Origin of the sequence: Acidovorax sp. LjRoot38 (genome assembly GCF_964252975.1) — a bacterium.
Taxonomy (GTDB): Bacteria; Pseudomonadota; Gammaproteobacteria; order Burkholderiales; family Burkholderiaceae_C; genus Acidovorax; species Acidovorax facilis.
Map to the genome: position 1 here is coordinate 192,111 of NZ_CAXUPT020000007.1, position 13,716 is coordinate 205,826.

The window sequence follows — 13,716 nt, forward strand, 5'->3', positions numbered from 1 at the left end:
ACGCCGTGCGATGCCGCAGTATCTGGGCTCAGTCCGCGGCATGCAAGTTTTATCAGGCACCGGGGCGCCGCGCGCTGGAGGGATGATGCAGGGCGGTGGAACGCTCCATGGTGTGGGGGCGGCGCATGGGTGCGTGTGCATTGGTCCGCACCGTTCACCATGGCGTGTGACAGCCCTGGGACCCGATCAGTCAAAAAAGCGCTGAAGGCGGACTAGCAAGCCCGCTGCACCGATTCAATCAGAGCCTGCCGGGCGTGGTGAAGCCCATACATGGCGCCCACCCAGATCAGCCCTTCGAAACAGAGTCGAAAGAAAAAATTTGGCCTGTGAACGCGCGTGACCATGGTGTGCAGCGCCTTGAGTGCTATCAGCAGGGGTGCCGATAACGAAACGGCATAGGCCACGGCCTTCCAGCCTTGCAGATAGGTCCCGATGGAGGTCTTCGGATGGCACACGAGGATGGCACCGTGCCGTTGCCATTCGCCGTACGCCTCGACCAGCATCATGACGTTCAGAAAGCTGAATACTGCCATCGACACCAGGCAGAGCAAAACCAGGTTGACGTCGGTAGGGTTCCAGCTGGCTTCGTCTGCCCGCTCCGCTTTCTGCTGCGGGCTTTCATCGCGGCGCATGCCTTCGGTGCTGATCACCTCCTCGGCCGCGTCCACGGCCAGGTCCAGCCAGTGGGTCCAGGTGCGCACGCGGGGTTGCTGGCCCAGTGCCGCAGCGTAAACGCACGTGTCGTCCACGCACACCTGCTGCTCGGGCGTGATGCGGTGGCCTGGCAGGTACCAGTCCTGGGACTTGTGCGGTAGCCACACGACAAAGACAGTGGTGGTGGCACGCGTTTGCTGGAAGCCCGTACCGCCGTGATCGAGCTCGATGGCCATCCAGTCATAGCCCCGGTGCTGGCTCTTGACGATCCACACGGGCCGAGGGGCTGTCAGGCCCAGCCGCACCCAAAGCGGTGCCGAAAAACTGTCGAGCAGCCCGCTGGGCGGCTTCTCTTTGACGGCCATTTACAGCTTCTCCAGGTCGGCATCGTCCTGTGCCGTGCGCCAGGCCTGAAACGCAACGGGGATGGCGACGGCGGCGCAGAGAAGCAGGTTCCACGGGCCCGGCACCCCATATACAGCGAAGCCCAACCCGACCACGCCCAGCACGATGGCCATGCGCAGCAAGGTCAGGCCGCCGCAGAACTTGAGGGCATAACCCAGGATGAGGTAAGTGACGGCCAACATCAGCGGCCACCCGAAGATGCTGTAAATCATCAGCGCGGCGAGGCCCGTGCCCTTGGTTTTGATGAACCACGAACCCCAGATCCAGTTGGTCGCGAGGGTGGCCACGGTGACGGCGATGGTCTGCCACAGCGGGGGCAGCAGGTTGTAGTAGGAACGCATCAGGGTTGGGATGGCGAGTGTGTGGAGCATGAACTGTGGCCGTGCCATGGAATGTGTCCGGCAGTGCCGTCGATGGCGCAGGATTTCAGCGCTCGGCCCGCGTGTGGCTACCCGCAGTAGCGCAGTGCGATACCGCAGTGCGCACCGGACGGTGTGCGGCACTCCATTGGCGCACCCGCAGCACTCAGGGCACCGGCTTGCGCCCCACCAGGTAGCTCACACCCATCGGCCCATAAAACTCCGAATGCGGCTCGTTCGCCTGCAGGTGAAACACCTCACCTTGCCGATACACCCGCTCAGAGGTTGCGGTGACGATGCGGATGTCGCCCGCCAGCACCAGTGCCTTGGCTTCGAACGGGTGGGTATGGTTGTCCCAAAGGCCATGAGGTTCACGCTCAACGCGTACTGGCTCGGCAAAGCCTTCCTGGGCAAGAACGTGGGTGAAGTGGTCGGGGGTCATGATCGTTTCCAGAGGCCGAAAGTATTGCGCAAGCGCTGATGGTCTGCGCATGGCAATAACTTGCTTGCCGATTCAGTAATCCCTTGTAACACTTTCTGTTTTACGCAAAAAAGGAATTCCAGAATGAAGCAAGTGATGTTGGGTGCGCGGGCTAGTGTCGTCGCGATGGTGGGATTGCTCGTGGCGCAGGGCGCAGCCGCGCAATCCATGGGTAGCGTGTCCTACGCGCCCCTGGCGGCCTCGAACGTGCCCACGGTGTCTGAATGGGGGCTGATCGGAATGGCGGTTTTGGTGGCCCTGGCGGCCTATCACGCGATGCGTGCCCAGGGCGGCCGTGCGCTGAAGGCCTGGACAACGGGTCTGCTGGTTTGCGGAGTGCTCTCAGCGAGCCTCTGGAATCACCCCGCCATCGCAACTCCCCCACCGGTCGAGATCGCCTTTGACCAGGCCACAGGCGGCGTGGCCAACATTCCCCACAGCACCGAACTCTTCTTCGGGGATTTCTTTCATATCTATACCGCCCAGAACCTGACGGACCGCGCGCAGCGGGTGACCGGCGTCAGCGTCATATCCGGACTGGTTGTGCTTCCTCCCACGGGCTTCACGCCAGAATGTACTGTGGGCTTGGTGCTGCAGCCCAACGAAGTCTGTTACATCAAGGTCTACAACGACAATCTGCCCGGTTGACCGGCGTCATATCGCGAGCGGGTCCACATCCACCAGCCACCGTATCAGCCCCTTGTGCTCGGGCTGACTGCGGGTGGTTTGCAGCACTGGCTGCCACGCGGCCAGAAAGCGCTGCAGGGTGGCGCGGCTGCTGCTTTCCATGAGCATCTGGGCGCGTTCCACATTGGCCACACGCTGGATGGTCAGCGGCACGGGCGGGAACAGGATGACCGTGCCATCGGGCAGTCCTGGCAGCTGCGCGCCGTGGGCGGCGGCGGTAGCTGCTGACAGAAAACCCTGCGCCACCTCCTGCGTGCGGGCATCGGCCCGCACCAGCGCCTGGTACGAGAACGGCGGCATGGCGGCCTCCTCGCGCTCCTTGAGCTGCTGGGCGGCAAAAGCCTCGTAGTCGTGCGTGCGCAGCGCCTCGAACACGGCGTGTTTGGGGTGAAAACTCTGCACCCACATCTCGGGCTGCGTGCCATGCACCGCTTGCGCCGCCATGTAGGCCGCATCGCGCCCAGCCCGGCCTGCGGCCTGCATGAGCAGCGCAAACAGCCGCTCGGCCGCGCGGAAGTCGCTGCTGAACAGCGCGCCATCGGGCTGCACCGCAGCCACCAGCGTGATGCGCCGGAAGTCGTGCCCCTTGGCGATCATCTGCGTGCCCACCAGCACATCCACCTCACCAGAATGCACCTGCGCCAGCTGCGCCTCCAGCGCACCCTTGGCCTTGGTGGTGTCGGCGTCGATGCGGGCAATGCGCGCAGGTGTGCGGTCGGGCCGCAGCACTTCGGACAGCAGGGCGCCCAGTTGTTCTTCGAGCTGCTCGGTGCCCCGGCCCATGGGGTGGATGTCGGGGCTGCCACAGGTGGGGCAGTGGTAGGGCACGCGCACGGTGTAGCCGCAGTGGTGGCAGCGCAGGGTGCGGTCGGTCTTGTGGAAGACCTGGTGCGCGCTGCAGTGCGGGCAGTCGCTTTTCCAGCCGCAGTCCACGCAGTGCAGCACGGGGGCGTAGCCCCGGCGGTTCAGCAGCACCATGCTTTGTTCGCCGCGCGCCACGCGCTCAGTGATGGCCTGCAGCAGGGGGGCACTGAACACGGTGCGGCGGGGTTGCTGGTTCATGTCCACCCGGCGCACACGCGCCAGGGCGCCGGCACCGATGCGGCTGGGCATGTGCAGCCGCACATAGCGGCCGCCTTCGGGGTCGTCGGCCGTGGGGGGGCGGCTGGCGTACCAGCTCTCCAGCGATGGTGTGGCCGAGCCCAGAATGACCTTGGCGCCCTGCTCGCGCCCACGCCAGATGGCAAGATCGCGGGCCGAGTAGCGTGCGCCCTCTTGTTGCTTGTAGCTGGGGTCGTGCTCTTCATCGACCACGATGAGTTTCAGCCCCGGCAGGCTGGCAAACACAGCCATGCGCGTGCCCAGCACAATGCGCGCGCTGCCGCTGTGAGCGGCCAGCCAGCTTTTGAGGCGCTGGGGGTTCGTCATGCCGCTGTGCAGCGACACCACGGCACCGGGGCCGAAGCGCGGGGCAAAGCGGCCCACAAAGCGCTCTTCGAGCTGGGGAGTCAGGTTGATCTCGGGCACCATCACCAGGGCTTGCGCGGTGGGGTCGGCCTCCAGCATCTCCTGCACACAGCGCAAATACACCTCGGTCTTGCCGCTGCCCGTGCTGCCAAACAGCAGGAAAGGGCCTTTTTCAGCAGAAATTCGGGCCTTAGCGCTCTCCTGTTCTGGGGTAAGTGCTATGTTTTCAATAGCATTTGAAGCGTCGCCCCCTGCCTTGGCCGGGCGGCGCAGGCGGCGGGCGAGTTGTTCGGGGCGCAGGTCGCGCAGCTGGGGCGGCAAGGCGGCCGTAGCGACTTCGCCCAGGGCGCGCTGGTAGTAGCGCGCGGCGAATGCCACCAGGCGGCGCCAAGGCAGGTCCAGCGGCGCCACACCGTCGAGCACACCGGCAATCGGCCGCAGCGTGGCGCCGTCAGGCAACTCGCCGGTGGCCTCGTCGATATCCCACACCACGCCCAGCACCTCGCGGGTGCCCAGCGGCACGCGCACCAGCGTGCCGGGCGCGAGCGGGTGTTCACTGGCGTAGCTCAGCAGATCGCCCACGCCGCTGTGTGACGGGGTGTGCAGGGCAACCTGGACGATGGTGGAGGGGGTAGGCACGGCAGAGGGCGGGTTACAGCAGCTTGTGGAGGTCGCGTGGAGGTTTGGGGGCTAAGTGCTTGATTTGATGAGGGGGCCCAAGTAATCCCGACTTTCTGTGGATAACTTTGTTGACATCCTGTCCGGACACCCTGCCAGCCCGCATGAATGCTGGCTGCGAACAGATTGCCCGGAAATGCGGCACAGCAAAAAAATCGTTATGAATCAAGCATCTGAAGAAATTTCCCACGAATTTTTGTGCTAGGCCGTTGTGACGGACGTATGTTGCGCCGCATCACGGTTGGTGTGCATAAGTCGGACACGAGAGCTTCGTCAAGAGGACAGATGGCCCCCTTTTTGTGCTAGCGGTGTGATGTCATGTTCACGCATTTCTTCGATATGGCCTGCAAGTGCTTGATTTCACAGGGTATTTGTAAGAAATCCAAAACTTCTGTGGATAACTTTGTTGATATCCCTTGGGTTTGCCCCGCAAGCCCTTGAAAATCCGTGCTTTGGCTGGATTGCCTGTCAAAAAAGCAGGGGATTTAAATCCATATAAATCAATGACTTAGCGGTTGCGCAAAGTTTTTTTACAAGTTGCCACCTCCAGTGGCTCGGGGCCGGTGGATGCTCCAATTTTGTGCATAAGTTCGCCTTGGAAGCGGGCTCGCCGGCACCTGAAGATCTTGAACAGGTTCTAAGGATTGTCGCAGGGCCTGCTGGGGCGCTGTGCGGTGGGGCTGGTGTCGTCGCAGGTCTCCGGTGATGTAGGCCGATGTCGCTTTGCTTCAAGACGGCGTGGGCCCGCGTGGCGACGATTCGGCCATGGCTAACAACTCTTCTCCTTCCCTTGCAATAGCTCCCTCCATGGAGCGCGATGGTTTTGTGCTTGCCCGGCTGGACGATGTGGTGCAGGCCGCACGCGCCAACAGCCTGTGGTTCATGACCTTTGGCCTGGCCTGCTGTGCCGTCGAGATGATGCACGCCGCCATGGCGCGCTACGACCTGGACCAGTTCGGCATCATTCCGCGCTCCAGCCCACGCCATAGCGACCTGATGATCGTGGCCGGCACGCTGACGAACAAGATGGCGCCCGCCATCCGCAAGGTCTATGACCAGATGCCCGAGCCGCGCTATGTGGTCTCGATGGGGTCTTGCGCCAACGGCGGCGGGTACTACCACTACAGCTATTCGGTGGTGCGCGGCTGCGACCGCATCGTGCCGGTGGATGTCTATGTGCCCGGTTGCCCGCCCACGGCCGAGGCGCTGCTCTACGGCATCCTGCAGTTGCAGGCCAAGATCAAGCGCCCCCGTGTGATCCAGCGGTAAAGCGGTCGCAAAGCGCGGCGGCCCCTTCAACTGCGCCGCAGCAGCCAGTCGGCATCGTCACCCGGCTGCTGGGTGTGGGCCTTGAGTGCGGCAGGAGGGCGTTCGAAAAGGCTGCGCGCCTCGCGGCTGAAGTGTGCCTGGTCGGCGTAGCCGTGGAGCAGCGCTGCATCCAGCGCACCCGCATCGCCGTCGCGCATGGCCAGCAGGGCATGTTCGGCCCGCAGCATGCGCTCGATCTCGCCAGGCCGCAGGCCCACCAGTTGCCGTGTGCGGCGCTGCAGGTGCCGGGGCGTCCAGCCGAGCGTGGTGGCCAGGACCTGGCGTGCGCCGCGCTGCCAGTCGCGTTGCAACACCTGCAGCCAGGCGGCGTGCCGGTCTGCCACGGCGCCCCAGCGCGGGGTTAGGAAGGCCACACACAGCGCCTTGCGCGCACCATGGTCGGGCGCCGCGTGGACGGCTGCCAGGAATGGGTGCCACTCCTCGGGCAACCAGGTCACCGCGTCCGTGATGCGGTCGGTCAGCGGCGCCAGGTCCTGCCCGGTCAGCAGCCCCAGCGCGCCGGGCTGGAACGCCAGGCAGAACGAATCGCCATCGCGGGAAGAGACCGAGTGGTAAGGATGGCGGTGGGCGCCCGACAGCGTGATGGCCGGCATGGCCGCTGCCGTGGCCGTACCCGTACATTCCACGAGCTGGGCCGTGCCCCGCGTGAGCCAGATGATGCCCGGGTAGGGGCTGGGCGGCACGCGCGTGTCCGCCAGGGTGTGGGGCGGCTGGCGGCCCAGGTCGCGCCAGAAAAAGGCGCGCACGCAGTCCGCGAGCGCGCCGGGTGGGGCTTGCAGGGCCGAGGCGGGCAGCGCCTGCGGGCCGGTGGGGGACTCCGCTGGCTGCGGTACGGGCTGTTCCATTGCCATCACCTGGTCCCTGCCGGGTGCGCCGCGCGGTCTGGAGCCCTCGCCCGGGGGATCAGCCCTGGCGCTGCGCGCGCGAGTGGCTGTGCACCGCCTCTACCAGCGCCGCCACATGCTCGGGCGGTGTGAACTGGCTGATGCCGTGGCCCAGGTTGAAGATGTGGGTGGGGCCGGTGGTGCTGCGGTCGGTGTGGGGTTTGCCGAAGCTGTCGAGCACTTTGTGCACCTGTTGCACGATCTGCGCGGGCGGCGCAAACAGCACGTTGGGGTCGATGTTGCCCTGCAGCGCCTTGCCCGGGCCTCCTGGCTGGCCGCCCACGATGGCGCGGGCCTTGCCCAGGTTGGCCGTCCAGTCCAGGCCCAGCACCTCGCAGTCGATGTCCTTCATGTCTTCCAGCCAGATGCCGCCGCCCTTGGTGAAGACGATGCGCGGCACGTCGGTGCCGTCCACGCCGGTGCGCTTCAATTGCGCCAGCACGCGCGTGGTGTAGGCCAGGCTGAACTCCTGGAACGCGCCGTCGGCCAGCACGCCGCCCCAGCTGTCAAAAATCATCACGGCCTGGGCTCCGGCGTCGATCTGGGCGTTCAGGTACGCGGCCACGCTGTCGGCGTTGATGGCCAGGATGCGGTGCATCAGGTCGGAGCGGCTGTACATCAGGCTCTTGACGAGGCGGTAGTCATCGCTGCCCTTGCCTTCGACCATGTAACAGGCCAGTGTCCAGGGGCTGCCCGAAAAACCGATCAATGGCACGCGGCCGTTCAGGGCCTTGCGGATGCTGGTGACCGCGTCGAACACGTAGCGCAGCTTGTCCATGTCGGGCACCGCCAGCTCGGCCACGGCTGCTTCGTCGCGCACCACTTTGGCAAAGCGCGGGCCTTCGCCCTCGGCAAACGACAGGCCAAGACCCATGGCGTCAGGCACGGTGAGGATGTCGCTGAACAGGATGGCCGCATCGAGCGGAAAGCGCTCCAGCGGCTGCAGGGTCACTTCAGTGGCGTAGTCCACATTGGTGGCCAGGCCCATGAAGCTGCCGGCCTGGGCGCGCGTGGCCTTGTACTCCGGCAGATAGCGCCCCGCCTGGCGCATGAGCCACAGGGGCGTGTAGTCGGTGGCCTGGCGGCGGCAGGCACGCAGGAAGGTGTCGTTGGCAAGGGGGGCGAAGGTCATCCTGCGATTGTCGCAGCAGGCGGGAGTGCTCCCCCTGAGACGCTTCGCGTCTTCCCCCTCTCTCGCTGCGCGGGAGGGGGACGCACCCGGTGGCCTGGCAAAGCCAGTTCCACGGGTGCACTGGCCTCGGCCGCGCCAGTTTCAGCGCGCGGAGACTCACCTCTCCGCGATGTAGTGCGACATCCGCACGACTTCGCCCGGCGCCAGAAACGCCCGCACTTCCGTCTCGAGGGCCTGGTCGGCCATGGTGGCGCGGGCGCGCTGGTGCAGGTAGTCCGCCCAGGATTCAACGATGAAGCGTTCCACGTACCGCGAGGGTTCACCCAGGTCCTTGTACACCCGCCAGAATGTGGCGCCGTCGCGCCTGCGCGGGGCCTTCATGCGGCTGATGGTGTCCAGGAAGGCGGCGTCGGTGCCGGGGGCGATGCGGTAGCCCACCTCCACGGCCACGGGGCCGGCCTCGGGCAGAGGCTCAGCCTCGATGAAGAGTTCATCCCACGGTGTGGCCTGAGTCACTTCGTGCAGTCCGCCCATGCGCAGCGGCATAGGGCGTGCCAGCAGCAGCCCCACACCCATGAGCGCAGCGGCCACATACAGCGTGGGAGCCAGGCCCACGATGTCGGATGCGGCGCCCCAGAATGCCGAGCCCATGGCAAACGCGCCCAGCGCGGCCACCATGTGCATGGCCACGGCGCGGGATCGCACCCACTGCGGGGCACTGGCCTGCGTGGCGGTGTTGAAGGTGGACATCGCCGACATCCACGCCGCGCCCGCAAACAGCATGGCGATGTAAACCACCCACGCCACCTTGGTCAGCGCTGCCACCAGCATGGCGGCAGCGAACACCACGCCGCCCACGCCTACGATGACCTCCATGCCAAAGCGCGCGCGCAGCCGCCCCAGCACCAGGCCCACGGCCACGGCACCCGTACCCAGACAACCCATCAGCAGCCCGAAGCCCTGCGCACCGGTGCCCAGCTGGCGCTGCGCGATCACCGGCAGCAGCGCCCACAGGGCCGAGCCTGCCGCGCTGAACGCCATCACGCGCACCAGCTGCGCCAGGATGATGCGCGAGTGCCAAGCAAAACGCAGGCCACTGAGCGTGCCGCCCCACAGGCGCTCGGCGGGCAGCTTGGACGGTGGGTGTGCCTTGGGCGGCCAGCGGCGGATGGACTCCCACATCACCAGCGTTGTGGTCACCGTGACGGCAAACACCCAGCCCGCACCCAGCTGCGCAAACACCAGCCCGGCCAGCGTGGGCCCCACGGCGCGCGCGGCGTTGTAGGCGATGCTCACGGCGGTGATGGCCTGGGGCCACTCATCGCGCGGCACCGGGTCGATGACCGAGGAGTTCCACGCAGGCGTCAGCACCGCCGTGCAGCAGCCACACACAAACACCAGAAACAGCACCGACGCCGGACCGCCCCAGCCACCCAGCACCAGCAGCGTGAGCAGTGCACAGGCGCCCACCTGTGCCATCAGCGCGCCCGATATCAGCCTGCGCCGGTCTGTGGTGTCGGCCAGTACACCGGCAGGCAGGGCCAGCAAAAACATGGGCAAAAACACGGCGGTCTGCACCAGCGCCGCCAGGAACGACGAGCCCGTGAGTTCCACCATGAGCCACGCAGCGGCCATGGTCTGCATGCCGCTGCCCACAAAAAAGATGCCACCGCAGATCCACAGGCCTCGGAAAGCGGGTTGGCGCAGGGGGCTCCACAAAGAGGTCGGGGGTGATGACATGGCGGGTGGGCAAAAAAAAGGCGGACCAGAAGGAATGCACTGGAGCAGCCACGCTCACCGCTGCGACCTTTGCCAACGCGTACCGCCGTTGGGTGCGGCCCTGTGCAGTCAATCCCCAAAACGGGGGATGACGCTGAGGTGGACGTTTGTTAGTATTTGTGCGTGTTGTAGCTATTTGTATAAAGTAGTGGCAAGCCTAGGTCAATTCACCGACGGAGGAGAGGGTATGTTGAAAAATAGCATTATTTCTTTGGGGTTTATTTGCGTGACTGGATTTGCACACGCAGATCTTAAAAATATCAGCGCGACCGGAGTTCATTCTGCAACCAATCTGGAAGCCATCGCTTGCACTATAGCTGGATACGATGGGCCGTCGTACCGTGGGACCAAAGTGCTGTATATCTTTGCCGAATCGACGGGTAATGGGCGTGACCCGATGCTCAGAGTCAGCTCGCTGAAATACAACTATGTGATGCAAAACGACGACTGGGAGGAGGAGTACTACGTCAACGGTTCAGCACGAACCCCTGTGCCGGCATCCTTGTATTCCAGCTTTATGCGGATTCCTAATCGGGCTACTGACGCGGCAGTCATTTATTTTGCAGACCCCGGGGAGGCTGTTTGTGCTTTCACCAAGGAGTATGCAAATGATGGAAATCTTTATCAGGTTCAAATTTCTTTTACCGACGTCACGGCGGCCATTACGGCGGCAGGAATCCGATCTTCAGCAAACGATGCCGCTGTGGATCCAAATGGAATGCTGCGAGCTGATTTGAACCAGCTCATGGAAATTCAGGCAAATACTGAAAAATAGGAAACTGCGATTCCAGGGGGTTTGGAAAGGACCGTTGGTGGCGCTGCCGTCACCAGTCTTGGTCTGTTCGCGAGGTGTTACGGCCCCCTCGCAACCGGTAAGTGCGCGGCACATCGGTGCGGCTTGCCACCAGGGCTTCCGCCCGTTTTTGCATATCGGCCAGCGCGTGGTCCAGGGCCTGAACCGTGCCCGTGTTCAGGCCCGCCAGCAGTTCCTGGTTAAGCGCCTTCACCTGGGGGAACAGCTGATCGTGCAGCGCCTGCCCCGCCGGGGTGAGCGATAGCACCGCCTGGCGCCGGTCGCCCGGCATCGCATCGCGGGTGAGCAGTTTTTTGGCCAGTAGCGACGTGATGGCGCGTGACGTGCGCGACCGGTCCAGCCCCAGCCGCTGGGCCAGCTCGGCCGGGGGCATGCCCGGGTGCTGCGCCAGCATCATCAGCAGCCCCCACTCGCGCCGCGTGATGCCGTAGCCCCCTTCGCACAGCCGCACCACCAGGCTGCCCGCGACGGCCAGCAGTCGGTTCAGGCGGTACATCAACAGGTCGTTGGCCGCTTCCGGATGGGTCAGGCGGTGGCCCGGCTCGGCGGGGCCTGGGGGTGCCGGGGTGGGCGCGGACATCAGGGTATTTCCGTGCAATAGTTGATTAGATCAATCGATTGTGTGGCCAATACAGTGCGCCCATCAACCTGCGCGATGGTGCAGGGCCCTGCAATTGTCCCTGGAGACTTTTCGACGATGCGCAAACCCCTTTCATCGGTACCGGCCATAGCGCTGGCCCTGGCCCTGGCCGCCTCCATCACGCAAGCGCAGGAAGCCCCGTTGCGCATCGTGGTGGGCTACGCCCCCGGCGGCTCCACCGACCGCGTGGCCCGCATCGTGGCGGACAAGCTGGGCAGCAAACTGGGCACGCCCGTGATCGTGGAGAACAAGACCGGCGCGGGCGGCCGGTTGTCGGCGCAGGCCGTCAAAGCCGCGCCCGCCCACCAGCCGACGCTGCTGCTGGCCAACCCCGCCGTCATGCTGGTGGCGCCCCTGGTGTTCCCCGACGCAGGCTACGACCCCGAGCGCGACTTCCGCCCCGTGAGCCATGTCAACAGCTACGAGTTCGGCGTGGCCGTGGGCAGCGCCGTGCCGGTGAAAGAACTGCCTCACCTCATGGCCTGGCTGCGCGCCAACCCCGACAAGGCCAACTTCGGCGTGCCCGCCACGGGCAGCCTGCCGCACTTTTTTGGCCTGATGGTGGGCGACGCGGCCAAGGTGCGCGCCGAGGTGGTGGGCTACCGGGGCTCCGCGCCGCTGCTCAACGACCTGCTGGGCGGCCAGGTGCCCGTGGCGTTCGACACGTTTGACACCCTGCTGCCGCAGCACGAGGCGGGCAAGATCCGCATCCTGGCGGTGTCGGGTGCCAAGCGCAGCGCGCTGGATGGAAAGATCCCCACCTTCAAGGAAAGCGGTTTGGACCTGGCTGCGACCGGATGGAACACCTTCTTCGCGCCCATGGGCATGCCCAAAGCGCAAGCCGAACGCTTGGCCGCGCTGATCCACGAGGTGATGAAGGACCCCGACACCCAGCGCAAGTTCGAGGCCGCCAAGATGGAGCCCGTGGTGGCGACCATGGCGCAGACCGAGGCCATGCTTAAGGCCTACCGTGCGCAATGGGCGCCGGTGGTGCAGCGCTCGGGCTTCAAACCATGACCACCCGCCCGAACATCATCTTCATCGTCGCCGACGACCTCGGCTATGCCGATCTGGGCTGCTACGGCGGGCGCGACGCGGCGTTTGGCCCCGTGTCGCCGGTGCTCGACCAGCTCGCGGCCAATGGCCTCAAGCTCACGCAGGGCTATTCCAATTCCCCCGTCTGCTCGCCCACGCGGTTTGCGCTGATGACCGCGCGCTACCAGTACCGCCTGCGCGGCGCGGCCGAGGAACCCATCAACAGCAAGAGCCGGGGCAGCACCACGCTGGGCCTGCCGTCCGAGCACCCCACACTGCCCTCGCTGCTGCGCGCATCGGGCTACCGCACGGCGCTGATGGGCAAGTGGCACCTGGGCTACCCGCCCGCGTTCGGGCCGCTGCGCTCGGGCTACGAGGAGTTCTTCGGGCCCATGTCGGGTGGGGTGGACTACTTCACGCATTGCAGCTCCAACGGCACGCACGACCTGTACCTGGGCGAAGAAGAAAAGCAGCAGGACGGCTACCTCACCGACCTCATCACCGACCACGCGCTCGACTACGTGCAGCGCATGGCGCCGGGCGCGCAGGCGGGCACGCCTTTCTTCTTGAGCCTGCACTACACCGCGCCCCACTGGCCGTGGGAGACGCGCGATGACGAGGCGCTGGCGCAGGAGGTCAAGGGCAACCTGTTCCATCTGCACGGCGGCAACATCGAGACCTACCGCCGCATGATCCACCACATGGACGAGGGCATCGGCCGCATCATGGCGCTGCTGGAGGCAAAGGGCCTGGCGCGCGACACGCTGGTGGTGTTCACCAGCGACAACGGCGGCGAGCGCTTCTCGGACAACTGGCCGCTGGTGGGCGGCAAGATGGACCTGACCGAAGGCGGCATCCGCGTGCCATGGATTGCCCACTGGCCTGCCGTGATCGCCCCCGGCGGCGTGAGCGCGCAGACCTGCATGACCATGGACTGGTCGGCCACCATGCTCGACGCCGCAGGCGCCGCTGCGCATGCGGACTACCCGCTGGACGGCCGCTCGCTTATGCCGCTGCTGCGCAATGCGGCGGCGCTGGACGCGCCCCCGCTGTTCTGGCGCATGAACCACCGGGGCCAGCGCGCCATGCGCCAGGGCGTGTGGAAGTACCTGCGGGTGGACGGCAATGATTACTTATTCAACCTGGCCGACGATGAACGCGAGCGCGCCAACTGTGCGCCCGTGGAGCCCGAGCGCCTGCAGGCCATGCGCGCCGCGTGGGAGGCATGGAATGCGTCCATGCCCGCCATTCCTGACGATGCCACGGTGAGCCTGGGGTACTCGGTGAAGGACATGCCGCAGCGCTGAGCCTGGCGGGCAGGCCGTCAGGGGAGTGGTTGGGCGGGCTTGCCCTGTTGCCTGCCCGGCCCGCT

General features: G+C 65.5%; 13 protein-coding genes. 5 read left to right on the top strand and 8 right to left on the bottom strand.

Translation table 11 applies throughout. The features are described from left to right. Window positions 1–212 precede the first annotated feature (212 nt). The 3 genes from ACSQ22_RS15050 to ACSQ22_RS15060 form a co-directional block, all read right to left on the bottom strand. Window positions 213–1,019, bottom strand: coding sequence for a hypothetical protein (locus ACSQ22_RS15050; RefSeq protein ID WP_218301531.1), 807 nt, complete (start codon window positions 1,017–1,019; stop codon window positions 213–215). After that, on the bottom strand, window positions 1,020–1,448 hold the full coding sequence (locus tag ACSQ22_RS15055; RefSeq protein ID WP_255582593.1) for a hypothetical protein: 429 nt from the start codon (window positions 1,446–1,448) through the stop codon (window positions 1,020–1,022). 136 nt (window positions 1,449–1,584) lie between these two features. After that, window positions 1,585–1,860 (bottom strand): cupin domain-containing protein, encoded by a 276-nt coding sequence (locus ACSQ22_RS15060; protein ID WP_218301532.1) that lies wholly within the window; start codon window positions 1,858–1,860, stop codon window positions 1,585–1,587. A 123-nt stretch (window positions 1,861–1,983) separates the two neighbouring features. On the opposite strand from ACSQ22_RS15060, the gene ACSQ22_RS15065 reads away from it, so the two are divergent. Further along, on the top strand, window positions 1,984–2,547 hold the full coding sequence (locus ACSQ22_RS15065; RefSeq protein ID WP_218301533.1) for a midcut-by-XrtH protein: 564 nt from the start codon (window positions 1,984–1,986) through the stop codon (window positions 2,545–2,547). A gap of 6 nt (window positions 2,548–2,553) precedes the next feature. Here the strand turns inward: ACSQ22_RS15065 and priA are convergent, their stop codons facing one another. Further along, window positions 2,554–4,692, bottom strand: coding sequence for a replication restart helicase PriA (gene priA / locus ACSQ22_RS15070; protein WP_436130780.1), 2,139 nt, complete (start codon window positions 4,690–4,692; stop codon window positions 2,554–2,556). An 846-nt stretch (window positions 4,693–5,538) separates the two neighbouring features. Between priA and ACSQ22_RS15075 the strand changes: the two genes are divergently transcribed. Next, on the top strand, window positions 5,539–6,000 hold the full coding sequence (locus tag ACSQ22_RS15075) for a NuoB/complex I 20 kDa subunit family protein (protein ID WP_369801366.1): 462 nt from the start codon (window positions 5,539–5,541) through the stop codon (window positions 5,998–6,000). 26 nt (window positions 6,001–6,026) lie between these two features. On the opposite strand, the gene ACSQ22_RS15080 is transcribed toward ACSQ22_RS15075, so the two are convergent. From ACSQ22_RS15080 to ACSQ22_RS15090, 3 genes are all read right to left on the bottom strand, one after another. Next, entirely contained in the window at window positions 6,027–6,905 is an 879-nt protein-coding gene (locus ACSQ22_RS15080) for a helix-turn-helix transcriptional regulator (RefSeq protein ID WP_255577899.1), read from the bottom strand. A 58-nt stretch (window positions 6,906–6,963) separates the two neighbouring features. Beyond that, window positions 6,964–8,076 (bottom strand): uroporphyrinogen decarboxylase, encoded by a 1,113-nt coding sequence (gene hemE / locus ACSQ22_RS15085; protein ID WP_218301536.1) that lies wholly within the window; start codon window positions 8,074–8,076, stop codon window positions 6,964–6,966. 156 nt (window positions 8,077–8,232) lie between these two features. Beyond that, window positions 8,233–9,816: an MFS transporter gene (locus ACSQ22_RS15090; RefSeq protein ID WP_121421341.1), complete on the bottom strand. Its 1,584-nt coding sequence runs from the start codon at window positions 9,814–9,816 to the stop codon at window positions 8,233–8,235. A 226-nt stretch (window positions 9,817–10,042) separates the two neighbouring features. Between ACSQ22_RS15090 and ACSQ22_RS15095 the strand changes: the two genes are divergently transcribed. Further along, the gene (locus tag ACSQ22_RS15095) at window positions 10,043–10,630 is read left to right on the top strand and encodes a hypothetical protein (RefSeq protein ID WP_436130781.1); all 588 of its coding nucleotides are present in this window, start codon (window positions 10,043–10,045) and stop codon (window positions 10,628–10,630) included. A gap of 49 nt (window positions 10,631–10,679) precedes the next feature. On the opposite strand, the gene ACSQ22_RS15100 is transcribed toward ACSQ22_RS15095, so the two are convergent. Continuing rightward, a complete protein-coding gene (locus ACSQ22_RS15100; RefSeq protein WP_218301538.1) occupies window positions 10,680–11,249 on the bottom strand; it encodes a MarR family winged helix-turn-helix transcriptional regulator in 570 nt (189 codons plus the stop codon). A 117-nt stretch (window positions 11,250–11,366) separates the two neighbouring features. Here ACSQ22_RS15100 and ACSQ22_RS15105 point away from each other — a divergent pair, with 117 nt between their 5' ends. Together ACSQ22_RS15105 and ACSQ22_RS15110 are read left to right on the top strand one after the other, a co-directional pair. Beyond that, entirely contained in the window at window positions 11,367–12,326 is a 960-nt protein-coding gene (locus tag ACSQ22_RS15105; RefSeq protein WP_436130782.1) for a Bug family tripartite tricarboxylate transporter substrate binding protein, read from the top strand. Continuing rightward, the gene (locus tag ACSQ22_RS15110; RefSeq protein WP_436130783.1) at window positions 12,323–13,651 is read left to right on the top strand and encodes a sulfatase family protein; all 1,329 of its coding nucleotides are present in this window, start codon (window positions 12,323–12,325) and stop codon (window positions 13,649–13,651) included. The genes ACSQ22_RS15105 and ACSQ22_RS15110 overlap by 4 nt, the downstream gene beginning before the upstream one ends. The last annotated feature ends 65 nt before the right edge of the window (window positions 13,652–13,716 follow it).

Excerpts from the sequence above, each read along its gene's own strand:
- ACSQ22_RS15080 (WP_255577899.1), bottom strand. The coding sequence starts at position 6,905 with ATGGAACAGCCCGTACCGCAGCCAGCGGAGTCCCCCACCGGCCCGCAG.
- ACSQ22_RS15105 (WP_436130782.1), top strand. The coding sequence starts at position 11,367 with ATGCGCAAACCCCTTTCATCGGTACCGGCCATAGCGCTGGCCCTGGCC.
- ACSQ22_RS15065 (WP_218301533.1), top strand. The coding sequence starts at position 1,984 with ATGAAGCAAGTGATGTTGGGTGCGCGGGCTAGTGTCGTCGCGATGGTG.
- ACSQ22_RS15090 (WP_121421341.1), bottom strand. The coding sequence starts at position 9,816 with ATGTCATCACCCCCGACCTCTTTGTGGAGCCCCCTGCGCCAACCCGCT.
- ACSQ22_RS15095 (WP_436130781.1), top strand. The coding sequence starts at position 10,043 with ATGTTGAAAAATAGCATTATTTCTTTGGGGTTTATTTGCGTGACTGGA.
- ACSQ22_RS15075 (WP_369801366.1), top strand. The coding sequence starts at position 5,539 with ATGGAGCGCGATGGTTTTGTGCTTGCCCGGCTGGACGATGTGGTGCAG.
- ACSQ22_RS15110 (WP_436130783.1), top strand. The coding sequence starts at position 12,323 with ATGACCACCCGCCCGAACATCATCTTCATCGTCGCCGACGACCTCGGC.
- ACSQ22_RS15060 (WP_218301532.1), bottom strand. The coding sequence starts at position 1,860 with ATGACCCCCGACCACTTCACCCACGTTCTTGCCCAGGAAGGCTTTGCC.
- hemE (WP_218301536.1), bottom strand. The coding sequence starts at position 8,076 with ATGACCTTCGCCCCCCTTGCCAACGACACCTTCCTGCGTGCCTGCCGC.
- ACSQ22_RS15100 (WP_218301538.1), bottom strand. The coding sequence starts at position 11,249 with ATGTCCGCGCCCACCCCGGCACCCCCAGGCCCCGCCGAGCCGGGCCAC.
- ACSQ22_RS15050 (WP_218301531.1), bottom strand. The coding sequence starts at position 1,019 with ATGGCCGTCAAAGAGAAGCCGCCCAGCGGGCTGCTCGACAGTTTTTCG.
- ACSQ22_RS15055 (WP_255582593.1), bottom strand. The coding sequence starts at position 1,448 with ATGGCACGGCCACAGTTCATGCTCCACACACTCGCCATCCCAACCCTG.